The sequence below is a fragment of the Legionella nigrisilvae genome (assembly GCF_977063395.2).
On the sequence record NZ_CDRUGZ020000023.1, the window covers coordinates 62,502 to 83,167 of the forward strand.

Here is a 20,666-nt window from a genome sequence, read left to right on the forward strand (position 1 = left end):
TTAATCTCTCCCTTGTCGATAAACAGGTCTAGTAAACTCACGATCATCGACTAAATTCTCTGTCTCACCGATCTCATCTCGCTCCGTTTTACCATTTTTTGCGGATAGAGTTGAAAAACCGGAGGGCTTTTCAAATAATTTGTCTAAGGGTAAATACAAAAGGTTGCCAGATTTGCTATCAACAATGATCTTACTACTCTTGCTTAATACTTTTTGCATAGTCTCCAAATACATACGCTCAGCGGTAATAAGGGGAGCCGCGGTGTAATGAGGAAGTAAAGCTAAAAACTCGGAAACTTCTCCCTGGGCATTTAGTACAACCTTTTTGGAGTACGCTTCGGCCTCTTGCATGATACGGCTTGCCTTCCCTTCTGCAATCGGTACTACTTTAGCTGCATAGGCATAAGCCTGCTCTTTGAAACGTTTTTCATCTTCTTGTGCTTTAATGGCATCATCAAACGCATCTTGGACACTCTCAGGAGCACGTGCGGGTTGAGGTGATACATTAACGATCGAAATACCCGTTTTATATAAATCCAATGTTTTTGCCAAAGTATCTTGAACTTGATTACCCCATACTTCACGACCTTCAGTAATCATTTGATCTAATGTAGTGGTACCTACTACTTGTCTAAGAGCACTTGAGGTCGCCTGCTGTAAACTTTCTTCGGGATTGGCTACATTAAATAAGTAATCCTCCAGATCCCCAATACGGTATTGCACAGCTAAAGATACCGAAACCAAATTCTCATCTCGAGTAAGCATTTGTCCCGAATAGGAGTAATCCAACACTCTGTCCACATTCATAATTATCTTGGAAGAAATAATTCTTGGTATCCAATGGGGTCCGGATCCTACAGTTTCTACATATTTACCAAAACGAAGAATAACGGCCTGTTCAGCAGGATCAACAATAAAAATACCAGACAATACCCAGAGAATAAAAGCAATCGAGACTACTATTAAAGCCACTAAACCGCTATTTGATTTTTTAGAAGGCTCATTATTCGTTTTAGCAGCGCCTCCGAATAGGATCTTCTTCAATTTGTCATGAACACGTTTAAGAGCTTCATCCAAATCTGGAGGCTGATTTTTACCCTTCCAGGGATCTTTGCCTTTATCTGGCTCGTTCCACCCCATGTACTACTCTCCTGGCAAATTCTAAGAAAACTAGAATTCTATGGGGTATATGAAGTTTAAGCAAGTTCTCACGAAGGAATTAGCTCGATAGGGACTCCTAATTGTTCAGAGAATATGCTTAGTAGAGGGACTAATTCTAATTAAATAATAAATGTATAGACTTGGTTTTATTACAGAAATGATTCCAAATTTTGAGAAGCTACTGACATTTTCCTCTGAGATCAATATCCCAAATATCAACCACAATATCATGTTCAGTAATAAAAAACTGATCAAATAAATTAATTGTGGGATCACAATGGGGGACCATCAATTCTAAAACGTCCCCATGTCCAGGTAATTGAGTGCCCTTTACAGCAGTAATCTTTCCATGCTCATCCCCAAATCCACCCCAATCATATTCCAAACCCTGATGACTAATAATTTGAGGTTTGTATTGATCGACATAAATGGATTTTGTCCCTGCATCTACAGTAACATGCTCCGCTCTATTATTGCTGATGACTGTAGTTAAAAGTGTCAATGCCGGTTTGAATGTATTAAATTGGTTCGGGTTTCGTTGGGAACCAATAGAAGTATATTGAACATCCATAACTGCATAAGATCCTGGTTGAATCTCAGTAACCTCTGTCGCCTCCACATCAATATCATAAGTTCCTGTCCCACTCCCTGTTAATATAGGGCAATTAAGACCATTTTCTCTAAAGATTTTTATAAGATCACTCGCCATTTGCATCGTTTGCAATGATTTACTTTTGCGTTCATCAAAGGAGAGTATATGTTGTAGATTTCCTGCATAACACTGAATTCCCATCAACTTTAACCAAGGAAATTGATTCATTTCTAATGCAAAATTTAAGGCATTTTCGGGTTTAACCCCGGTACGCCCTATCCCCGGGTCTACGTCAACTAGGACATGAATCATTTTCCTATTGTGTGCGCCAGCTTCATTTAAAGCAGCTAGATTTTCTTTATTATCTACAACTATTAAAGTGGAAGGAGCTTGTTCCAGACAAGAAATAAGCCTAGATATCTTGTTGTTAGTGACAATCGGAGAAGTAATCAAGACGTTGGGTATGCCATTTCGAATAAGAACTTCAGCTTCTGAAATTTTTGCAACACAAACACCTATTGCACCGAATTCAATTTGTAACTTAGCTAATTTAGAACACTTATGAGTTTTACAATGCGGTCGGACATTGACTTTATTCTCAATAGAATGTGTCCTCATCGTTTCTAAATTGGATTTTAGTATATTTTTATCGATTAATAAGCAAGGGGTATCCAACTCTGTTTTTTTTAAACCTATGGCTCTTTTCAACATTCTATTTCTATTCCTTCGTAACAACTAATCCGCGCTCAATATCACTCGAATTCCTATATAAACTAATAAGCCACCAAACAAACGACTTAAAATGGCTTGAAAATTAGCAAAAACGGCTCGAACTTTATTAGATTGCAGAAATAAAACTAATAACGGCCAATAAAGAGCAGATTCCGTAACAAATACTCCAGCGACTAATGCCTTATCACTCATTGATGCATTCATTGAGACAAACTGAGTAAACAAGCTTAGTAGAAAAATTGCAAGTTTTGGATTTAAAGCATTACACAAGACCCCTTCCATGTAGGCTTTAGAAACGGTTATGTTTTTTATAGAAGATTTATCTTGATCTATTATTGCAGAATGATTGGATTTAAGACCTTTTAATCCAAGATAAATTAAATAACAAGCACCGGCATATTTTATAGTGGTATAAAGGATGATACTTTGGGTGATAATGAATGCTAATCCTAAAATACAATAAGTTGCATGAAAAAGGCATCCAGAAACAATCCCAAAAGCGGTTGCTAAAGCTTGCCGTTTTGGGTAAAAAAAAGCGTTTTTAGTGACCAGTATAAAATCTGGTCCTGGACTTATCATACCAATAAAACAAATCATCATTAAAAGAAATAAACTAATATTCATAACCACTACACCCCATTCATTTTAATCCAATGAAAACACTACAGCCATCAATTATATACTAGAGAGATAGTCCCCCTAAACCCTATGTGGTTCTATCTCTACAAGAATAGATGCAGCTGTACTTAAATGGTTGATTATACCTTAATGGAGTCAAGCTGGTTTACAACTTCTGAGCTCTCAATTTGTTCATGCATCTCTATTTTCGGCAAGGTCTTAAACATATCATCATAGATAATCTGCGTCCTAGTGCCTTTATGGGTACGCGCATATTCTTTTACGGTCTCCCAATTACATTTGCCCTCGGCAATCATCCAACGCATCGTACTCCAAGGGTTGGGAATTTTTTGATTCTCATATGCTTCGTTATAACGTCGTACAAACTCCGCATACAGTTTAAATGGAGGCTCATCTTCTTTTAATGGTACTGCCGCAACTGTTGGTAATATAGAAGCTTCTTTGTTCCCTTCTGGGCGACGACTGTATTTTCGAGTAACAAGCCGTTCTATAACAAAGGCTGCCTCACTAGGCCTACCGAAAAGCTGGCGTAATGTACTTCCCCAAGAATGATCCACATAAATTATTTTATATAAAGCACCATCATTTAAATGGCATCGATTCACAAAAGGATCAACTAATTCGGGTCGTGTATCCAGATAACAATCGATTTCTTTGAGTAACTCGCTACGTTTATCTGCCAATAATTGACGCAAATCCTCACTTCGTGGTGGTTCTGCTCCACGACAAAGTAACATTGCAACACCTCGGAGCAAATCTTTGTTGTTCCGATTATGGTTTAACTGTTTACAAAGAGCTTCAATTGCATTCTCACCTATTTTCTTATCTTCAGAACGTTTATTATTTTCTCCCTCAAGCTTTAGTTTTGCTACTGGAGCTTCCTCTAATAAAGCTTCAAGCGCCTTAATTTTGCCTTGTCGTGCTGCCAAGAGCAACGGAGTATCTTTCATCGGCCCCAAAGGATTTGTCACATCTGCACCGCTTCTAATTAAATTTACTACTCCTGAAGCAAAATCCAGTGTGATGGCTTGATGTAGAGGTTGGAAGGAAATTCGTGCTTCAGTAAGACGTGTTGGCGCATTAACATCCGGTTTAGCATCTAAAATTTTTTTTAATAATTGGCGGTTTTTTGTAGGTAAAGCCAAAGATAATAAGGTACGCCCCTCTTGATCACGATGATTAACATCAAAAATATGAGACTCCAAAAGATGAAGAGCTAACCGTACCTTACCGAAAGCGATAGCTTGATGCAAAGGCTGGCCAATGTTTTTATTCCGAATCTTTTCTAGGACAAGATCAATAAAATCAGTTAGATCTGAAGGTAATTTTTCATCAACAGAATCTCCTTTTTTTCTCTGATGTAATTGAATCAAATAATTCAAAGCGGTTACTTGGGCACCTTCTGCCATCCAAAATGGATGCTCAAGATAACTATTATCTACTTGCAGCTTTTGCTCAATGAAATCGTTAAATCCTTTCAATCCTGATTTTATAGCTGCATTTATTTCAGTGATAAATTCCATATTACGTCCTTTGTAATGTTCCATCCGGATTCATATTACACATTGGACAATAGAAGATCAAAAGGTTAGTTAAAATTTCTACAAATTCGTCAATTTTTTTAAGTTATGTGATTTCAATAGTTTAAAAGTGCTCTTCAATTTTAGTAAAAATTAAATCCCAAACCCCATGCCCTAAGCGTTCTCCGCGTTGTTCGAATTTTGTAAGTGGTCGAGATAAAGGTCTAGGTGAATATCCTCCGTCTTTTTGAGTATTCTGCAAAGTAGGCTCTGTAGATAAAACATCTAAAATATGTTCCGCGTAATCTTGCCAATCGGTTGCACAGTGAATAAACCCTCCCGGCTTAATTTTTTTTGCTAATAATTGAATAAATTCTTTCTGAATTAAACGTCTTTTATGATGGCGCTTTTTATGCCATGGATCGGGAAAGAAAATTTGCACACCTGCAAGTGAGTTGTCCAGTAATTGAGTGCGAAATACTTCAACAGCATCGTGAGCAACTATACGTACATTAGATAATTGATATTCGTGCAAATCTGCAGCCAAACTGCCCACACCAGCCTGATGGACCTCTATTCCTATATAATTAAGTTCGGGATTATTTTGTGCCATGGTCAACAATGATGCGCCCATGCCAAAACCTATTTCTACCACTGTATTTGCAACGCGTCGAAACTCTTGTTCCAAATTCCAGGGAGTTCCACCCACAGTAAGCTCATAATTTTTAAACCAAAGATCTAACCCTTGACGCTGCCGATTGCTCACACGACCAGCCCTTAAGACATAACTTTTTATCTTGCGTTGCATAAATTGCGCTCATATTTTGTCAAAGCATGAATTATATGTTTTTACAAAAATCTTGCAACTAATGCATTTTTTTGATATAAAACCGCTCTTGTATTTCACATCCGGCTATTTGCCCAGAATTTTACAAAGACAAAGCAAATTAAAACCTATTTTGGAGTAACACAATGTCTAGAGTATGTCAGGTAACTGGCAAGCGACCCATGACTGGTCATAAAGTGTCGCACGCTAACAACAAAACTAAAAGACGCTTTCTGCCGAATATTCAGAACCATAGTTTCTGGGTTGAAGAAGAAAAACGATTTGTCACATTAAAGCTCAGCACCAAAGGTATGCGTATTGTAGACAAGTTAGGTATTAAAGCAGTTCTGGATAAACTCAGAGCTGAAGGCGAAAAAGTATAACTAAGGGGATAAACCATGGCAGCCGTCACTATCAAAGTGAAAATGGAATCCACAGCAGGAACTGGATACTATAAAACTACAACTAAGAACCCAAGAAACCATCCTGAAAAGATGGAGCTTATGATGTACGATCCTAAAGTTCGTAAGCATGTTCTTTTTAAAGAGAAAAAAGTTAAATAATGATTTAAGCCCCATATCTTATGGGGCTTAATTTATTTTAAGCTCTCCATTATCCTCCTCATCCGAATAATTTAACTCGGTTCGTTGTGCTCTAGTAAATCAATACCAACACCCCGCTTTATTCTTATAACTGTAAAACCAGTTATTAATGGCCGTTTTCCAGAGGTTATTTTCTAAATTAACTCAGCAGATACTGGATAATCCTTACGAATCGTTTAAACTGATAGTAAATAGCAATGAATACAAAGAGGATTTGCATGAAACCATCATTGCAACTAAGTATTGGACAGCATTTAACCCTAACCCCACAGTTACAACAAGCCATAAGACTGTTACAACTATCAACTTTTGATTTACAGCAAGAAATTCAACTTATTGTGGAATCCAATCCTATGCTTGAAGCAACACCAAGTGAAGATAAGGAAGGATTTGAAACGAATGAAGTAAAACAGCAAGAGAGCGATGAGTCTTACGACTTTCAATGGTCAGAACTCTACCAAAGTCCAAATAAACGCTCTGCGTTTGAAGACAGTGACTATAATTTCGATAATTTACATTGCACAACAACCAATTTACGAGATCATCTAAGATGGCAACTGGAACTTTCGCCTATGAGTGATGTAGATCGGGTGATCGCAACAGCGATCATTGACGCAGTAAATAACGATGGCTTTCTTACGATGAGCCTTACGGAGTTGCATAACAGTCTTACCAGTGAGGAACATCCTCTGGATTTAGATGAAATAGAAGCCGTACGACATCGTTTGCAACTATTTGATCCTGTAGGCTGTGCCTCTAAGAATCTTGCTGAAACACTACTTGTGCAACTGGAGCAACTTCCATTGAAGGGGGAATACCTAGCTCTGACTAAAAAGATTATTACCGAAGATATAGAATTGCTCGCCCAGCACAACTATAAACAATTAATGAAAAATCACCAGATTAATGAAAAAACGGTTGATGAAGTATTGAAAACAATTCAAGGATTAAACCCTAAACCTGGTAATTTGATTCATGAAGATATTACTGAATACATCATTCCAGATTTAACTGTTAAAAAAGTGAACCATAAATGGAACGTTCAACTCAATCAAAGCGTGCTTCCTAATTTAAGTATTAATAACCAATATGCCTCTTTAATTCAACGAGCTGATAATAGTGCAGATAATCAATTTTTAAAAAATAACTTGCAAGAAGCACGTTGGTTTTTAAAAAGTATTCAGAGTCGGCAAGAAACGCTACTTAAAGTAGCCAAATGCATTATGGAATATCAACAAGGATTTCTCGAGTATGGTGAAGAAGCAATGAAACCATTGATTCTCAATGATGTTGCTTCTGCTTTGGATATGCATGAGTCAACAATCTCTCGAGTCACCACCCAAAAATTTATCCATACGCCTCGAGGAGTCTTTGAACTTAAATATTTTTTCTCAAGTCATGTCAACACAAATGCTGGAGATGAATGTTCCTCTACGGCGATCCGTGCGGTGATAAAAAAATTAATTGCTGCAGAGAATAGAAAAAAACCATTAAGTGACAGTAAAATTACCCAATTATTGGAAGAACAGGGTATCAAAGTAGCAAGACGAACCGTAGCAAAATATCGTGAAGCAATGGGAATTGCTCCATCTAATGAACGAAAAATAATTTGTAATTAATTGAGGATCATGGTTTCATCATGATCCTATGTAACTCGGAGATTTTTATGCTAATTAACATCACTGGACATCATATTGATGTTACTCCTGCCCTTAGAGCATTTACCGAAGAAAAATTCGATAAACTGGAGCGTCACTTTGATCAAATCAAATCCATTAATGTAATATTGAATGTAGAAAAACTACGTCAAATTGCTGAAGCAACGGTTCATGTTAATAAAGTTGAACTACATGCCACTTCGGAATCTGAAGATTTATATGTTGCCATAGATGCTTTAATTGATAAATTGGAGCGTCAACTGATCAAACATAAAGAAAAAAATCATAAACATCATGATTAAGAAATAGAAATAGTTTACATCTGATAGCTTGAGCCAAAATGACCTAATTGAAAAACAGGGCAGTTTGGCCAAGTGGTCCATGTAAGCAGTCACTAAGTAACCTGAGCACAGTGAAGACCCCCTGATTACCTAGATTGCGCTTTCCTGCATTCAGCTACACTTATATCTTAATTCGTGGTACATTGTGGGCGCTATGATTAAAACTAAGATTAAAATAATTAATAAGTTGGGCTTACATGCTCGTGCTTCGGCAAAATTTGTTTCTACGGCAGCAAAATTCCAAAGCCAAATTGATGTAACCAGCAACTCACAAACCGTTAATGGAAAAAGCATTATGGGAGTCATGATGCTTGCAGCCAATAAAGGAAGTGAACTCATTATGGAAATAGAAGGCCCCGATGAAATACAAATGAATGAGGCCTTAACTCATCTTATTAATAATTTTTTTGGGGAAGGTGAGTAATAAGGATTAAATAATCATGCTTCTGAAAATCAATCCTTAACATAGTTATTGAGTTTTTTTGTAGTTCATTTGAAGGTTTTTACTTCTCAGAATTCTTTCTTTGCTTTCTCACTTTTTGCAACGCCATCAAAGTCATAAGCAATCCAGATAATGCATAAACAGTAAAACTAACAAATAAAACCAACGAAGGATTTGCTGCAATGGCTACAAACAAAATAATCATCACCAAGACATAAAGAAATGGTACTTTTCCCTTAAAATCCACTTCCTTAAAACTGTAATAGCGAAAGTTCGACACCATTAAACCTGAAATAACCAATGATAGAACGGCTGTTAAAACCGCAACAAACATATTGTGCCATTCATTTTGATAGCATAACCAAGCAAAAGAAGCCATTACAGCAGCAGCTGGTGGGCAAGGTAATCCCTGAAAGTATCGTTTATCTGCGATCTCAAGCTGGGTATTAAAACGTGCTAACCTTAGAGCAACGGCGGCTGTATAAACAAATGCCACCAGCCAGCCTACTTTTCCCAATTGACTTAAAATTAAATTATATACCAGTAATGAGGGTGCAACGCCAAATGTGACCATATCGGATAAACTATCATATTCGGCACCAAATTCAGTCTGAGTATGAGTTAATCGCGCAATCCGCCCATCCAAACCATCAGCAATCATCCCAATAAATATAGCAATGATCGAGGCTTCAAATTGCCCTTTCATCGATGCAACAAGCGAGTAAAATGCTGCAAATAAACTGGCTGTTGTAAACAAATTAGGCAACAAATAAATACCAGAATGACTTTCTTTTTCCATTCTTAATAACCCTTCAAAAAATGCCAAATAGAATATGTTGACATAATAGGGATAAAAAGTGCTTTTGGAAACCAAATTTAACACAAATTTATTTCTGTAAAAAATGAATAAATTACAGTACAGCCTCGAGCAGATGATGGTATACTTAGCATACTGTATTTATATTGTATAAAAGATATGGCTATACCTAAAAATAAGACAATTATTATAGAAGGAATAACTGACCAAGGAAAAACTTTTCGACCCAGCGATTGGGCAGAACGGATGAGTGGTTCACTAGCAAGTTTCAAGAACAGCCGCATTCATTATTCGCCCCTATTAAGACCCAGTGTAAATAGTGAAGGATATCAGTGCGTTTTGCTTGATCCCAAACTTAAAGAATCAAGTCCTTTATTGTATCAATCCATTATTGATTTCGCCAAAGCCAACAACCTCAGAATCTGTGGGGAAGAAATTTAGAAACGACTAATATCCTTGACTGGCTGTAATTGCCGAAGTCCAACGAGCCATAGAACTCATTACGTAATTTAGCATGGCAATGGTATTATCGAAATTCATTGCTAATACCCCAGCAATTATAAATACCAACCCTTTAGGACCATGCTGAGTCCCTGGCTGACTAGCTTGTGCAACCAATACACTCCCACGAACAAACCATAATACCCCTGCTGTTTGAATCACTAAACCCATAGAACTGAATATATTGGAAGGATTATATGATGTATAAGTTAAGATGTTACCTACCCCAAAGGTTGTATTGGCCATAACGTCTAAGGCTGTGGGTAAATAAAGCAGCGCCGCACCAAATAACAAGTACATCATGGGGGCAAACATCTTTTCCTGTGATGAAGATTGTGCCCGGTGATCCGCAATATTTCTGAGTTTTGAAATAGCAGTCCAAAAAAATAAAATGCCCAGTATATATGCACCCCCAGTGATTAAGTGTTGCACCGGGTATAAAGAACGGCTGAGATTGCCTATCATTGTAACAAGATCTGGTGTATTCATAATATAATTATATGTCGTTAAAACTTGTAATGCATAATTTTTTGCTTATATTAACTTTAGTTCAGAGTTATAATCTCTAATTTTTACGGTAAAGTTGATATTCGTCATGCAAATAAATACATTCCCCATCACTTTAAAAGAGTCATTTATGATCTCTCCTAAAGTTAAACACTTCATTTTTAATTGTGAAGTAACACCTAATTTTAATTATTTACCTGGACAATTTATTACCATTCACTTTGAACATCAAGGAAAATTACTAAAACGTAGTTATAGTATAGCCAATGCGCCAAAACAAGATAATCAAATTGAAATCGCCGCAGGTTATTTTGAAAATGGACCGGGCACTGAATTCCTTTATAATTTAAAACCTGGAGACACTATTCAAATCAGTGGTCCATATGGTCGCTTAATTATCAAAGAGGATATACCCAGTCGATTTATCTTGGTCGCTACCAGTACAGGAGTTACTCCTTATCGCGCAATGTTGCAAGAACTAAGCGTACTCATGGAGAAGCATCCTGCACTCGAAGTGGTTATTCTGCAAGGAGTGCAACGACGAGAAGAAATTCTTTATGCCAATGAATTCTATGCGTTTTCTCAAAAATACCCTAAAGTTTCATTTAGACCTTACCTAAGCAGGCAAGCAACAGATGAGTTAAATGAAAACGAATACAGCGGCTATGTCCAACATGCTTTCCCTTCGTTAAACCTCAATCCTCAGCGTGATGTCATTTATTTATGCGGAAATCCCAGTATGATTGATGAAGCATTTAACTCCTTAAAAGAACAAGGTTTTGCCATGCAACAAATTATTCGTGAAAAATATATATCTAGATAATAAACAATTAGGAGCCCACACAAAATGAATTATGAAGAACTATCTAATACCATGGAACAAATGTTGCAACAAGGAAAAGGAATCTTAGCTGCAGATGAAAGCAACTCAACTATAGGAAAGCGTTTTGCCTCAATTGGTATTGAGAATACCGAAGAAAACCGCAGAGATTATAGATTATTGCTCGCCACCACAACTGATTTGGAACAATATATAAACGGAGTTATTTTATTCGAAGAAACCTTTACCCAAACGGATGAGCATGGCACTCCTATTCCTAAACTGTTTGCCGATAAAGGTATCGTCCCTGGCATTAAAGTAGATAAAGGATTAATTGCTTTAGCTAATACTGAGAATGAACAAGTCACTCAAGGCTTAGATGGATTAGCTGAACGTTTACAACATTTTAAAAAATTAGGTGCAAAATTTGCTAAATGGCGAAATGTTTACTCAATTTCCGAATTTACTCCCAGTTTAACTGCGGTAAAGACAGGAGCAGAAAATTTAGCTCGTTATGCGGCAGCTTGCCAAGAAGCAGGAATTGTTCCCATCGTTGAGCCTGAAGTTCTTATGGATGGCGATCACAGCATCGAACATTGTGCAGAAGTATGTGAAATTGTGCTTCATGAGTTATTCCACGCTTTATTTATTCATCAAGTTGAATTAGAACATATTATCTTAAAACCTAGCATGGTAACCTGCGGTAAAGCACATAGCCCTTTCAGTGAACCTGATGAAATTGCTGATTACACAATCGGTGTATTCCGTAATAATGTACCCGCGGCAGTGCCGACAATTAATTTCTTATCTGGTGGGCAAACGCCACAACAAGCTACAGCAAATCTAAATGCAATTAATAGCATTGATCACCAACCTTGGTTGCTCAGTTTTTCTTTCGGCAGAGCATTACAAGAAGATTGTTTAGCGGCTTGGGGTGGAAGTAAAGACAATGTTTCTAAAGCACAAGAGGCTTTATTGAAGCGTGCGCGCCTAAATAGCCTGGCCTGTGTGGGTGAGTACAACAACAAAATGGAATAACGCTAATAAATACCTCCCTGGATGAAGCAAGTAGTGCTAAGGCTTCATCTAGGGCTTAATCAATTCAAAACGCGCATAAAGCGGTAAATGATCCGATAACATTCGCCATGGCTTTCCATGCAAACAAGCTACTTCTTGTACTTTCATACCCCGGAAATAAACTCGATCAACGCAAAGCGCCGGTTTAATTGCTGGGAAAGAACGGGCATGTTGCCCCTCCACTGAAACAAAAGCCTCTTCTATATTCAAAGTTTCAGCCAAAGGCTTGGAAATAACAGTACGCCAATCATTGAAATCTCCAGCCATTAACAGAGGTTCATCTTGTGGAACAACATCCTTGATACGTTGCATTAAAGCATTACATTGTACTATCCGCTCAGCTTTAAAAAGGCCTAAGTGTACGCATAACAAATGAATAGTAATATTATCCAGCTTCAGTTGTGCATGCAAAATTCCCCTTGAAGCCCTGCGAATGTTTGTGAGATTAATATTTTCAAATCGTTCAAAAGCATATTTACTCAAAATTGCATTTCCATGATGTCCTGATTCGTATATGGCATTTTTTGCATACACATAATGAGGCCAGATATTTTCAGCAATATACTCAAATTGTGGTGAATCAGGCCAGGCATTAATTCGTTTTTGGCGTTTTATATGTTCACCCTGAACTTCTTGCAAAAAAACAAAATCCGGTTGTAAGCTCGTAATGGCATCACGCATTTTTGGAAGTAAAAAACGTACAGCACCTACACCAAACCCTTTATGAATATTATAGGTAATTAATGAAACGCTTTGTGTTTCTTGTTGCATAGTTAACTCTTTTCAAGTTCCTAGATTAAGCATAACATTAAATGCATAAAAACAATTGTACTCCTTTCGTCTTAATCCAAACTCATTGTACTAACTAAAACGCAGGGAAAAATTTTTATTCATTCTATAATGGATTATAGCTCTCCTGTTTGCAGTAGAGATATAATGATTGCTTATAATACTTAAAAAAATAATATATAAAATGAACACATTAAATCTTACAATTCCAGGTTTTTCAATATGCTGCAGAACTTGGGGAAATCCAGAGAAACCAACTATCCTAGCCCTACATGGTTGGCTGGATAACGCGAACAGTTTTGCTCCTCTTGCCTCGTATTTAGCCAATGATTTTTATTTTATTGCCGTAGATTTGCCCGGACATGGTTATTCTTCGCATCTTCCTGAAGGATGTCACTATCATTTTTTTGATGGTATTTTTGTAGTTATTGAATTAATCAATGCGCTAAAACTTGATAAGCTCCATCTATTAGGACACTCAATGGGCGCTTGCTTGGCGAGCCTAGTTGGCGGTGTAATACCCGAACGATTTCTGTCCTTAAGCCTGATTGAGGGTTTAGGGCCCTTTTCCCATCCTGCAGAAACTGCATGTCAGCAATTAAGAGAGTATGCATCTTTTCTTACTCAAAAAAGAAAAAAATCCAAAGGATATGATAGTTTAAGTAGTGCTGCTCTTGCACGTGCCTTTAAAGGATATGTTTCTTTAGAAATTGCAAAAATTCTTTGTGAACGAAGTTTAATAGAAAAAAAAGGTAAATTTTATTGGCGGCATGATCCACGTTTATTGGTACGCTCACCTTTGCGGATGACAGAACCTCAAATACTTTCTTGTTTACAGGAAATTACTGCAAAAACCTATCTACTATTATCGAGTCGAGGATTTTCCTTTGACACTGAGATCATAGATCATCGAATTAAAGCGGTAAAAAATCTCACTCTGAAAAAAATGGATGGCGGACATCATATTCACATGGAACAACCAGAAGTTATAAGCAAACTTCTGGCTGATTTTATTATTACGGATTAATTAGAACAATCACTCATATTGGTGGTGATTTTAACTTCATTTAATGACTTTTTAACGTCACAAACAGCAGTTGAAGGATACCGCTCATGGTTCGGATCACCAGCTACAAGATCAGAAATCGCACTTACTATACCTTCACCGCCTTCATCAAAGTTAGAATAAGGGGTCCAATAATCCATGTTAGCTTTAACCATCACATCAAAGGCTAAACGGGTATTCCAACTAGGCTGATTGGCTAATATGTAGAATAAATGGTTATATACCCCACTGGAGTAATGAACATCCAGACCACCATAATATTCATCAGCAGTATCAATAGACTCACCATCACGACTTGGTTGATCCATATAGCGTAGAGCATCCCAGCCGCTATCTTCTTTCATGATCTCGCCGCCAATTTGCCAAGTGCTTTTATTTACTGAATAATATTCAGCTGCTTGAGCTGCCATATCCGAGAACGCCTCATTCATACCACCTGATTGGCCATAATATTCAAGGTTAGAATGTTGTTCTGTAAAACCATGACTGATTTCATGTGCGCCTACTCCTAGTGAAACCAAAGGATACATCATGGTATCACCATCACCAAAGGTCATCTGCTGGCCATCCCAATAAGCATTCTCATAACCTTCACCATAGTGAACTCGCATTACTAATTGCATTGGAGAACCATCAGAATTACTCAATGCATTGGTGTTATACCATTCTTTATACATATGGTTAATCACATGACCTGCATACAAAGCATCATTCGTGGGAGAAGCCGCTCCATTTTGTTTGTCGTAACCATCTCCTCTATAACCAGTGAGGTAAACATTAGAGTCATTGGTTGGACAATTAAATTTCATTGCTCTACGTTTAGAACTGTATCGGTGATCCATGTCAATTACTTTGACATCGGTGTTTTCCATAAAACACGACTCAGTACCTGAATCACGAGTTACATCTAAATAAGGTAAGTCAGCACCATATCGATAGAAACCTGTTTTATTATTTCCACCGAAACCTGCTCCATTAACCGCACTTTTGCCAGTTTTAATATCATTCCATTGGACGAAAGGTTTGCTATTTTCTGCGTCAATTATTGCAGTTGGACGCTCTGGAATTTGATCTTTGTGAACAACAAGGACACTCACTTTATAAGCCCAATGTGCTTTATGCTGAGCATCTATATAAATCATAGGAGTGACTTTTTCCTCGCTCACTTCTTTACCTGCATACTTGGCTTTAAACTGTTGTAATGCTGAATCCGCATTTTTCACAAAATTAGCATCAGGTTGTCCTAATTCGGATTGTAGGCCTTGATAAATAACGCCGTTCATTGCCACATTAGACTGTGCTTTGGTTAATGATTGTGCTGGATACATGCTATGCATAATTGCATAACCACCATGAACAGGAAATCCTACATATTGTTGTTGCATACGAACATGAGTTACTTTGTTACTGTCTGTATGTTCGCTGACAAAACGTAAACTGTCTTTAGCAACTGCGACACCTTGTGTCGTTAAAGCAAATTTTTGCTTTACTTGCTGAAGAGATGCCTTTTGTAAAGGCATAGGTTCTGCGGCTCTCGCAGAGGATGCTATTCCTAAAGCCAGAGCAACAGCTAAGGGAGATAAATAGTAATTATGATGCATGGAAACCCACTCCTTCTTTGCAACTTAATCTAAATTGAAAGCAACTCATCTCCTGCCAAACCAATTAATCCTTAAATCAAGTTATAAAAACCTGCTTGGTTTCAACAGTGAGTCACACCTGTGAACACAACCAATAACTCTAAAAACTTATCCAAGCTAGCATAGTTTTCGAATTTTTGAAATTATTATTTGATGCTTCGCTACATGTCCATAGGAAATATGAGTGGATAAAAAAGAGTTTTTATTTCAAAGAATCCTAAATAGGTGATTTTCAAGAGTATGAATTCATTTTATTGAGTTATTGTTTCTTGATAATACCATGCGGCCAAAGCACTTATACCAAGAACAAGTAATATTGCAGCTAAAGAAAATTGGCCTTGTATCTTGGTAATTGCAATCATACCACTAGTTAATGCAGAAGTTAAATCCTGCATGCTGACATACAAAGCGGCCACCGTTCCTGCAATTTGTGGAAATGGATGAAAAACTCCAGCAAACGCATTAATAAATGTAAAACCTGCCCCCATACTAAATAAAGAGATAGGAATCATAACTGTCAGTACATTCATGATTCCAGCAAGAGCAAAGCTAAGCATCATCCCCCCACCACCAATCATTAACATGATACCAATAAACAACATATATGAAACACCTTTAGACATAACCAATTGGCTATTAATTAGGCCGCTAAGACAGATAGCCACAGCAATAAAAACTGAAAGTTGACCATATTCCAATGGACTTAGATCTAATTCATTTTGAAATAAAAATGGAGCAATAGTAAGGTAAGCAACCAAACCCGAACAGGCAGAACACGCACATAAGGTATAGCCTAAAAAGACTTTAGATTTTAATAAAGCAGCATAATTTTGTTGTATTACTCTTAACTTAGTAGCATCGGGATTAAGATTTTTATTCGTTTCTGGCAAAACCAGAAGAATAAAAATCCAAAATGTCAAACCGACAACAAAAATAAATAAAAAATTGGCTCTCCAACCAAAATGCTCCTGAATAAATCCTCCCCAAATTGGAGAAGCAACTAAAAGAAGCGTACTTGCCACGCCAACATAAGAACCAATTTTCGATAAATATCGGTCAGTAAAAAGATCACGTATTAAAGAGCGTCCCACTGAACTGCACGAACCGATACCAAATCCTTGTAAGAAGCGACCTAAAATTAACACCCAGACAGAAGGTGCCAATAAACAACAAAGACATCCTATAATACTTATACCAATTCCATAAATTAGCGGGCGCCTACGCCCAATTTTATCGGACCACGGTCCAAAAAATATATGAGAAATTCCCAATCCAAACATAAAAAGAAACAAGGTGAACTGAATGGATGAGTCGTTACTATTAAGAGATTTAGTAATGGCTGGTAATGACGGAACATATTGGTCAATAGAAATTTGCACCAATATCATCATCATAAAAATCACAAAATATATTACAGGTCGTACTTTTTGTACTTGCTGTTGTTGGTCGAGCCTTGCTTGCATCAAAATTCCTTTTTTTAGAATTGAATAACAAAAAATGCCATTTAAATAATTCAATCCTTACCTAATCTAATAGTCTAGGTTACTGTGGGAAAGGGAGCAAATTTTTAACTAGTTGTCCCTGTTACACAAATATTAAAAAGTGTAGATCATGTAGATATCTTCGGAGATATATGGACAATTTCAGGAAGATCAGGCAAAATCTGCAAAAATTGCTCGATACGAACAAAAATATGAAAAAAATTCTGGTTTTACATGGACCAAATTTGAACCTCTTGGGAACTCGAGAACCTTCAATTTATGGGGCTACAACGTTGGATCATATTAATACTCGGTTGATCAAAGAAGCCACCACGGCAGGATTTGCATTAAAATGTCATCAAAGCAATTCGGAAGCGGATTTAATTGAAGTAATTCACCAAGCAAGTATCGATAAAATAGATTATATAATTCTTAACCCCGCTGGATTTACCCATACCAGCGTGGCTTTGAGGGATGCCTTATGTGCTGTTGCAATTCCCTTTATTGAAGTACATATCAGCAATATTTATTCCCGCGAACCTTTCCGCCACCATTCCTATTTCTCAGATATAGCGAAGGGTACTATTAGTGGATTAGGTGCGCAAGGATATTCATTAGCATTAACATCAATTATTGAAAGAGAATCAAATAATGGACATTCGTAAAATAAGAAAATTAATTGAACTGCTGGAAGAAACTGGCATTTCTGAAATTGAAATTAAAGAAGGTGAAGAATCGCTCAGATTAAGCCGTCATAGCAGCGGACCTGCGGTTGAACAACACCAGGTTCACTATGTTACTTCACCTGCCCCGCGTCATGAATCACATCATGCTGTAAATAATATACCTGCTCTGGCAATACCTTCACACCATGAAAGTAAACCTGAGCCTACGGTCTCAGGTCACAAAGTCCGCTCTCCTATGGTGGGTACAATGTATACTTCTCCATCACCAGAAAGTGCACCTTTTGTGACTCTTGGCCAATCAGTCAAAGCAGGTGATGTTTTATGTATTGTTGAAGCAATGAAAATGTTTAATGAAATTGAAGCGGATCGCGCCGGTAAAATCGTAGAAATACTCGTCGCCAATGGTGAACCTGTTGAATACGATCAGGTCCTGTTTGTCATAGAATAGAGGTGCATCCATGCTCAGTAAAATTGTTATTGCCAACAGAGGTGAAATTGCCCTTCGCATTTTGCGTGCCTGTAAAGAACTCGGCATCCAGACTGTAGCCGTACATTCAGATGTAGATAAAGATTTATTGCATGTTCGTCTCGCAGATGAAACCGTATGCATAGGACCGGCTCCAGCGCAAAAAAGTTACCTCAACATCCCAGCAATCATTTCTGCTGCGGAGATTACTGATGCGGTAGCAATTCATCCTGGTTATGGGTTCCTTTCTGAAAATGCTGATTTTGCAGAAGTAGTAGAACAAAGTGGATTTCGTTTTATTGGTCCTCGAGGTGATACTATTCGTCTCATGGGAGATAAAGTATCTGCTATTAACGCAATGAAAGCTGCCGGAGTTCCTTGTGTTCCTGGATCGGACGGTCCCTTATCTGATGATGATCAATCAAATCTGGAAATTGCTCGAAAAATTGGTTATCCAGTTATTATCAAAGCAGCAGGAGGCGGTGGTGGGCGCGGTATGCGTGTTGTGCATAGTGAGGCCAACTTGCTTAATGCCATAGCTCTTACCCGTAGCGAAGCCAAAGCTGCATTTAATAACCCAATTGTTTACATGGAAAAATTTTTGGAAAATCCACGCCATATTGAATTCCAAGTGCTTGGAGATGGTAAAGGTAAAGCAATTCATCTAGGTGAGCGTGACTGTTCCATGCAAAGACGTCATCAAAAAGTAGTCGAAGAAGCACCAGCTCCGGGAATTAGCGTTGAACTTAGAAATAAAATTGGCGCTTCCGTAGTCAAAGCATGCCAAGAGTTACAATATCGTGGTGCTGGAACCTTTGAATTCCTATATCAAGATGGATGTTTTTATTTTATTGAAATGAATACACGAATTCAGGTTGAGCACCCCGTAACTGAAATGATCACAGGAATTGATTTGATAAAAGAACAAATCAAAATTGCCAGTGAGATACCGATGACACTTACTCAGGAAGACATAATTCTACGTGGTCATGCTATTGAATGCCGAATTAATGCTGAAGATGCAAGAACTTTCATGCCTTCGCCAGGAACAATAAAATTATTACATCAACCCGGTGGACCTGGTATTCGCTTTGATTCTCATATTTACAGTAGCTATACCGTTCCTCCGAATTATGATTCCATGATAGGCAAGCTGATAAGTTATGGAGAAACTCGTGCTGTAGCCATTGCAAGAATGCGAAATGCACTCGATGAAATCATTATTGATGGTATAAAAACCAATATTGAATTACACCAACGTATTTTCCATGATCAATCTTTTATAGCAGGCGGTACTAATATTCACTATCTGGAAAAAATGCTGAAGGATTAAACGCTGTGTGGTTTCAATTGAAAATAGAACATTGTCCAAGCCAAGAGATAGAGTCCCTTAGCGAGGAGTTAGAAGAATTTGGTGCGCTATCCATTATGCTCACCGATAAAAATGACAATCCTGTTCTCGAACCCGAACCAGGAACAACCCCATTATGGCCTGAAGTGGTTATTCAGGCCTTATTTGCAGAGGTGTTCCAGGCACAATACACACGAGAGCATGTGATGAAAACTTACCCCAAGTTAACGTGTGCTCTAGAAGTTCTGGAGGACAAGGATTGGGAAAGAGCTTGGATGGATGATTTTAAACCTCAACGTTTTGGTAAACGCCTATGGATCTGTCCTACTTGGTCGACGCCACCTGAACCCGATGCGGTTAACTTAATGTTAGACCCTGGTCTGGCATTTGGTACCGGAACTCATCCTACGACTGCTTTATGTTTAACCTGGTTGGAACAGGCTGATTTAAAAAATAAATCTGTGATTGATTACGGCTGTGGCTCAGGGATACTTTCTTTGGCCGCATTAAAATTAGGCGCAGCAAAAGTCCATGCAGTCGATATCGATGAACAAGCCCTTCAAGCCACTCAAAACAATGCATTGGGAAATCAACTTGATGAACACCAATTACTAATTAGCAAGCCCGACGTATTACACCAACCTGTAGATTTAATTATTGCAAACATTTTGTTGGCACCATTAATTAACTTGAAAGAACGTTTTCAACAATTGTTAAACTCTAAGGGGATACTGATCGTATCAGGCATATTAGAAGAACAAGCCCCTAAGCTTATTGAAACGTACGCATCAATGTTTATTGCGATTCATCAGCAAAACCTTAATGGATGGTCATTATTGGCTTTTACCCATAAAGCAGATTAAATTGTCGTACTCGTTATTTGGTAGTGCAAGGACTCATTGATAATATTCTAAATTTTCCGGGTTCTGCTGCGCCTACCGAGGCTATACTT

The 20,666-nt window shown here is 37.7% G+C and carries 23 protein-coding genes; 13 read left to right on the forward strand and 10 right to left on the reverse strand.

Features of this window, described 5'->3' with window-relative positions; genetic code table 11:
• The 5 genes from hflK to trmB form a co-directional block, all read right to left on the reverse strand.
• A complete protein-coding gene (gene hflK, locus ACWTE2_RS15305; protein ID WP_454786032.1) occupies positions 1-1,140 on the reverse strand; it encodes an FtsH protease activity modulator HflK in 1,140 nt (379 codons plus the stop codon).
• A gap of 199 nt (positions 1,141-1,339) precedes the next feature.
• The gene (locus ACWTE2_RS15310) at positions 1,340-2,464 is read right to left on the reverse strand and encodes a DSD1 family PLP-dependent enzyme (RefSeq protein ID WP_454786033.1); all 1,125 of its coding nucleotides are present in this window, start codon (positions 2,462-2,464) and stop codon (positions 1,340-1,342) included.
• A 24-nt stretch (positions 2,465-2,488) separates the two neighbouring features.
• A complete protein-coding gene (locus ACWTE2_RS15315) occupies positions 2,489-3,109 on the reverse strand; it encodes a LysE family translocator (RefSeq protein WP_454786034.1) in 621 nt (206 codons plus the stop codon).
• A 134-nt stretch (positions 3,110-3,243) separates the two neighbouring features.
• Entirely contained in the window at positions 3,244-4,647 is a 1,404-nt protein-coding gene (gene ankC, locus ACWTE2_RS15320; protein WP_454786035.1) for a Dot/Icm T4SS effector AnkC/LegA12, read from the reverse strand.
• A gap of 121 nt (positions 4,648-4,768) precedes the next feature.
• Positions 4,769-5,452: a tRNA (guanosine(46)-N7)-methyltransferase TrmB gene (gene trmB / locus ACWTE2_RS15325; protein WP_454786036.1), complete on the reverse strand. Its 684-nt coding sequence runs from the start codon at positions 5,450-5,452 to the stop codon at positions 4,769-4,771.
• Positions 5,453-5,616: 164 nt separating this feature from the next.
• On the opposite strand from trmB, the gene rpmB reads away from it, so the two are divergent.
• The 5 genes from rpmB (at position 5,617) to ACWTE2_RS15350 (ending at position 8,495) form a co-directional block, all read left to right on the forward strand.
• Entirely contained in the window at positions 5,617-5,853 is a 237-nt protein-coding gene (gene rpmB / locus ACWTE2_RS15330) for a 50S ribosomal protein L28 (RefSeq protein WP_182391467.1), read from the forward strand.
• Between the two features lie 15 nt (positions 5,854-5,868).
• The gene (rpmG, locus tag ACWTE2_RS15335; protein WP_003635328.1) at positions 5,869-6,033 is read left to right on the forward strand and encodes a 50S ribosomal protein L33; all 165 of its coding nucleotides are present in this window, start codon (positions 5,869-5,871) and stop codon (positions 6,031-6,033) included.
• Between the two features lie 257 nt (positions 6,034-6,290).
• Complete coding sequence (locus ACWTE2_RS15340) at positions 6,291-7,691, forward strand: RNA polymerase factor sigma-54 (protein ID WP_454786037.1); 1,401 nt, start codon at positions 6,291-6,293, stop codon at positions 7,689-7,691.
• Positions 7,692-7,738: 47 nt separating this feature from the next.
• Positions 7,739-8,032, forward strand: coding sequence for a ribosome hibernation-promoting factor, HPF/YfiA family (hpf, locus tag ACWTE2_RS15345; RefSeq protein ID WP_182391469.1), 294 nt, complete (start codon positions 7,739-7,741; stop codon positions 8,030-8,032).
• Between the two features lie 193 nt (positions 8,033-8,225).
• Entirely contained in the window at positions 8,226-8,495 is a 270-nt protein-coding gene (locus tag ACWTE2_RS15350; protein WP_454786038.1) for an HPr family phosphocarrier protein, read from the forward strand.
• Positions 8,496-8,574: 79 nt separating this feature from the next.
• On the opposite strand, the gene pssA is transcribed toward ACWTE2_RS15350, so the two are convergent.
• Positions 8,575-9,312 carry a CDP-diacylglycerol--serine O-phosphatidyltransferase gene (gene pssA / locus ACWTE2_RS15355; protein ID WP_182391471.1) on the reverse strand — a complete coding sequence of 246 codons (738 nt, stop codon included), beginning with the start codon at positions 9,310-9,312 and terminating at the stop codon, positions 8,575-8,577.
• Positions 9,313-9,489: 177 nt separating this feature from the next.
• Between pssA and ACWTE2_RS15360 the strand changes: the two genes are divergently transcribed.
• Positions 9,490-9,771 (forward strand): DUF3579 domain-containing protein, encoded by a 282-nt coding sequence (locus ACWTE2_RS15360; RefSeq protein WP_182391472.1) that lies wholly within the window; start codon positions 9,490-9,492, stop codon positions 9,769-9,771.
• 6 nt (positions 9,772-9,777) lie between these two features.
• Here the strand turns inward: ACWTE2_RS15360 and ACWTE2_RS15365 are convergent, their stop codons facing one another.
• Positions 9,778-10,320 carry a type IV secretion protein IcmC gene (locus tag ACWTE2_RS15365; protein ID WP_454786039.1) on the reverse strand — a complete coding sequence of 181 codons (543 nt, stop codon included), beginning with the start codon at positions 10,318-10,320 and terminating at the stop codon, positions 9,778-9,780.
• 106 nt (positions 10,321-10,426) lie between these two features.
• On the opposite strand from ACWTE2_RS15365, the gene ACWTE2_RS15370 reads away from it, so the two are divergent.
• Together ACWTE2_RS15370 and ACWTE2_RS15375 are read left to right on the forward strand one after the other, a co-directional pair.
• Complete coding sequence (locus ACWTE2_RS15370) at positions 10,427-11,161, forward strand: ferredoxin--NADP reductase (protein ID WP_454786040.1); 735 nt, start codon at positions 10,427-10,429, stop codon at positions 11,159-11,161.
• 24 nt (positions 11,162-11,185) lie between these two features.
• Positions 11,186-12,196 (forward strand): class I fructose-bisphosphate aldolase, encoded by a 1,011-nt coding sequence (locus tag ACWTE2_RS15375; protein ID WP_454786041.1) that lies wholly within the window; start codon positions 11,186-11,188, stop codon positions 12,194-12,196.
• Between the two features lie 48 nt (positions 12,197-12,244).
• Here the strand turns inward: ACWTE2_RS15375 and ACWTE2_RS15380 are convergent, their stop codons facing one another.
• Positions 12,245-13,006, reverse strand: coding sequence for an endonuclease/exonuclease/phosphatase family protein (locus ACWTE2_RS15380; RefSeq protein ID WP_182391476.1), 762 nt, complete (start codon positions 13,004-13,006; stop codon positions 12,245-12,247).
• Positions 13,007-13,208: 202 nt separating this feature from the next.
• Between ACWTE2_RS15380 and ACWTE2_RS15385 the strand changes: the two genes are divergently transcribed.
• Positions 13,209-14,051 carry an alpha/beta fold hydrolase gene (locus ACWTE2_RS15385; RefSeq protein ID WP_454786042.1) on the forward strand — a complete coding sequence of 281 codons (843 nt, stop codon included), beginning with the start codon at positions 13,209-13,211 and terminating at the stop codon, positions 14,049-14,051.
• On the opposite strand, the gene proA is transcribed toward ACWTE2_RS15385, so the two are convergent.
• Both proA and ACWTE2_RS15395 read right to left on the reverse strand, forming a co-directional pair.
• Positions 14,048-15,691, reverse strand: coding sequence for a zinc metalloprotease ProA (gene proA / locus ACWTE2_RS15390; protein ID WP_454786043.1), 1,644 nt, complete (start codon positions 15,689-15,691; stop codon positions 14,048-14,050). The two genes, ACWTE2_RS15385 and proA, sit on opposite strands and share 4 nt — an antisense overlap.
• Positions 15,692-15,981: 290 nt before the next feature.
• Positions 15,982-17,193, reverse strand: coding sequence for a multidrug effflux MFS transporter (locus ACWTE2_RS15395; RefSeq protein WP_454786044.1), 1,212 nt, complete (start codon positions 17,191-17,193; stop codon positions 15,982-15,984).
• Between the two features lie 230 nt (positions 17,194-17,423).
• On the opposite strand from ACWTE2_RS15395, the gene aroQ reads away from it, so the two are divergent.
• Genes aroQ through prmA form a run of 4 tightly spaced genes read left to right on the forward strand, consistent with a single transcriptional unit; the run spans position 17,424 to position 20,577 of the window.
• Complete coding sequence (gene aroQ, locus ACWTE2_RS15400) at positions 17,424-17,876, forward strand: type II 3-dehydroquinate dehydratase (RefSeq protein ID WP_454786045.1); 453 nt, start codon at positions 17,424-17,426, stop codon at positions 17,874-17,876.
• Positions 17,863-18,345: an acetyl-CoA carboxylase biotin carboxyl carrier protein gene (accB, locus tag ACWTE2_RS15405; RefSeq protein WP_454786046.1), complete on the forward strand. Its 483-nt coding sequence runs from the start codon at positions 17,863-17,865 to the stop codon at positions 18,343-18,345. The genes aroQ and accB overlap by 14 nt, the downstream gene beginning before the upstream one ends.
• Positions 18,346-18,355: 10 nt before the next feature.
• Positions 18,356-19,696 carry an acetyl-CoA carboxylase biotin carboxylase subunit gene (gene accC, locus ACWTE2_RS15410; RefSeq protein ID WP_182391481.1) on the forward strand — a complete coding sequence of 447 codons (1,341 nt, stop codon included), beginning with the start codon at positions 18,356-18,358 and terminating at the stop codon, positions 19,694-19,696.
• A gap of 5 nt (positions 19,697-19,701) precedes the next feature.
• A complete protein-coding gene (gene prmA, locus ACWTE2_RS15415) occupies positions 19,702-20,577 on the forward strand; it encodes a 50S ribosomal protein L11 methyltransferase (RefSeq protein WP_454786047.1) in 876 nt (291 codons plus the stop codon).
• Positions 20,578-20,666: the final 89 nt, after the last annotated feature.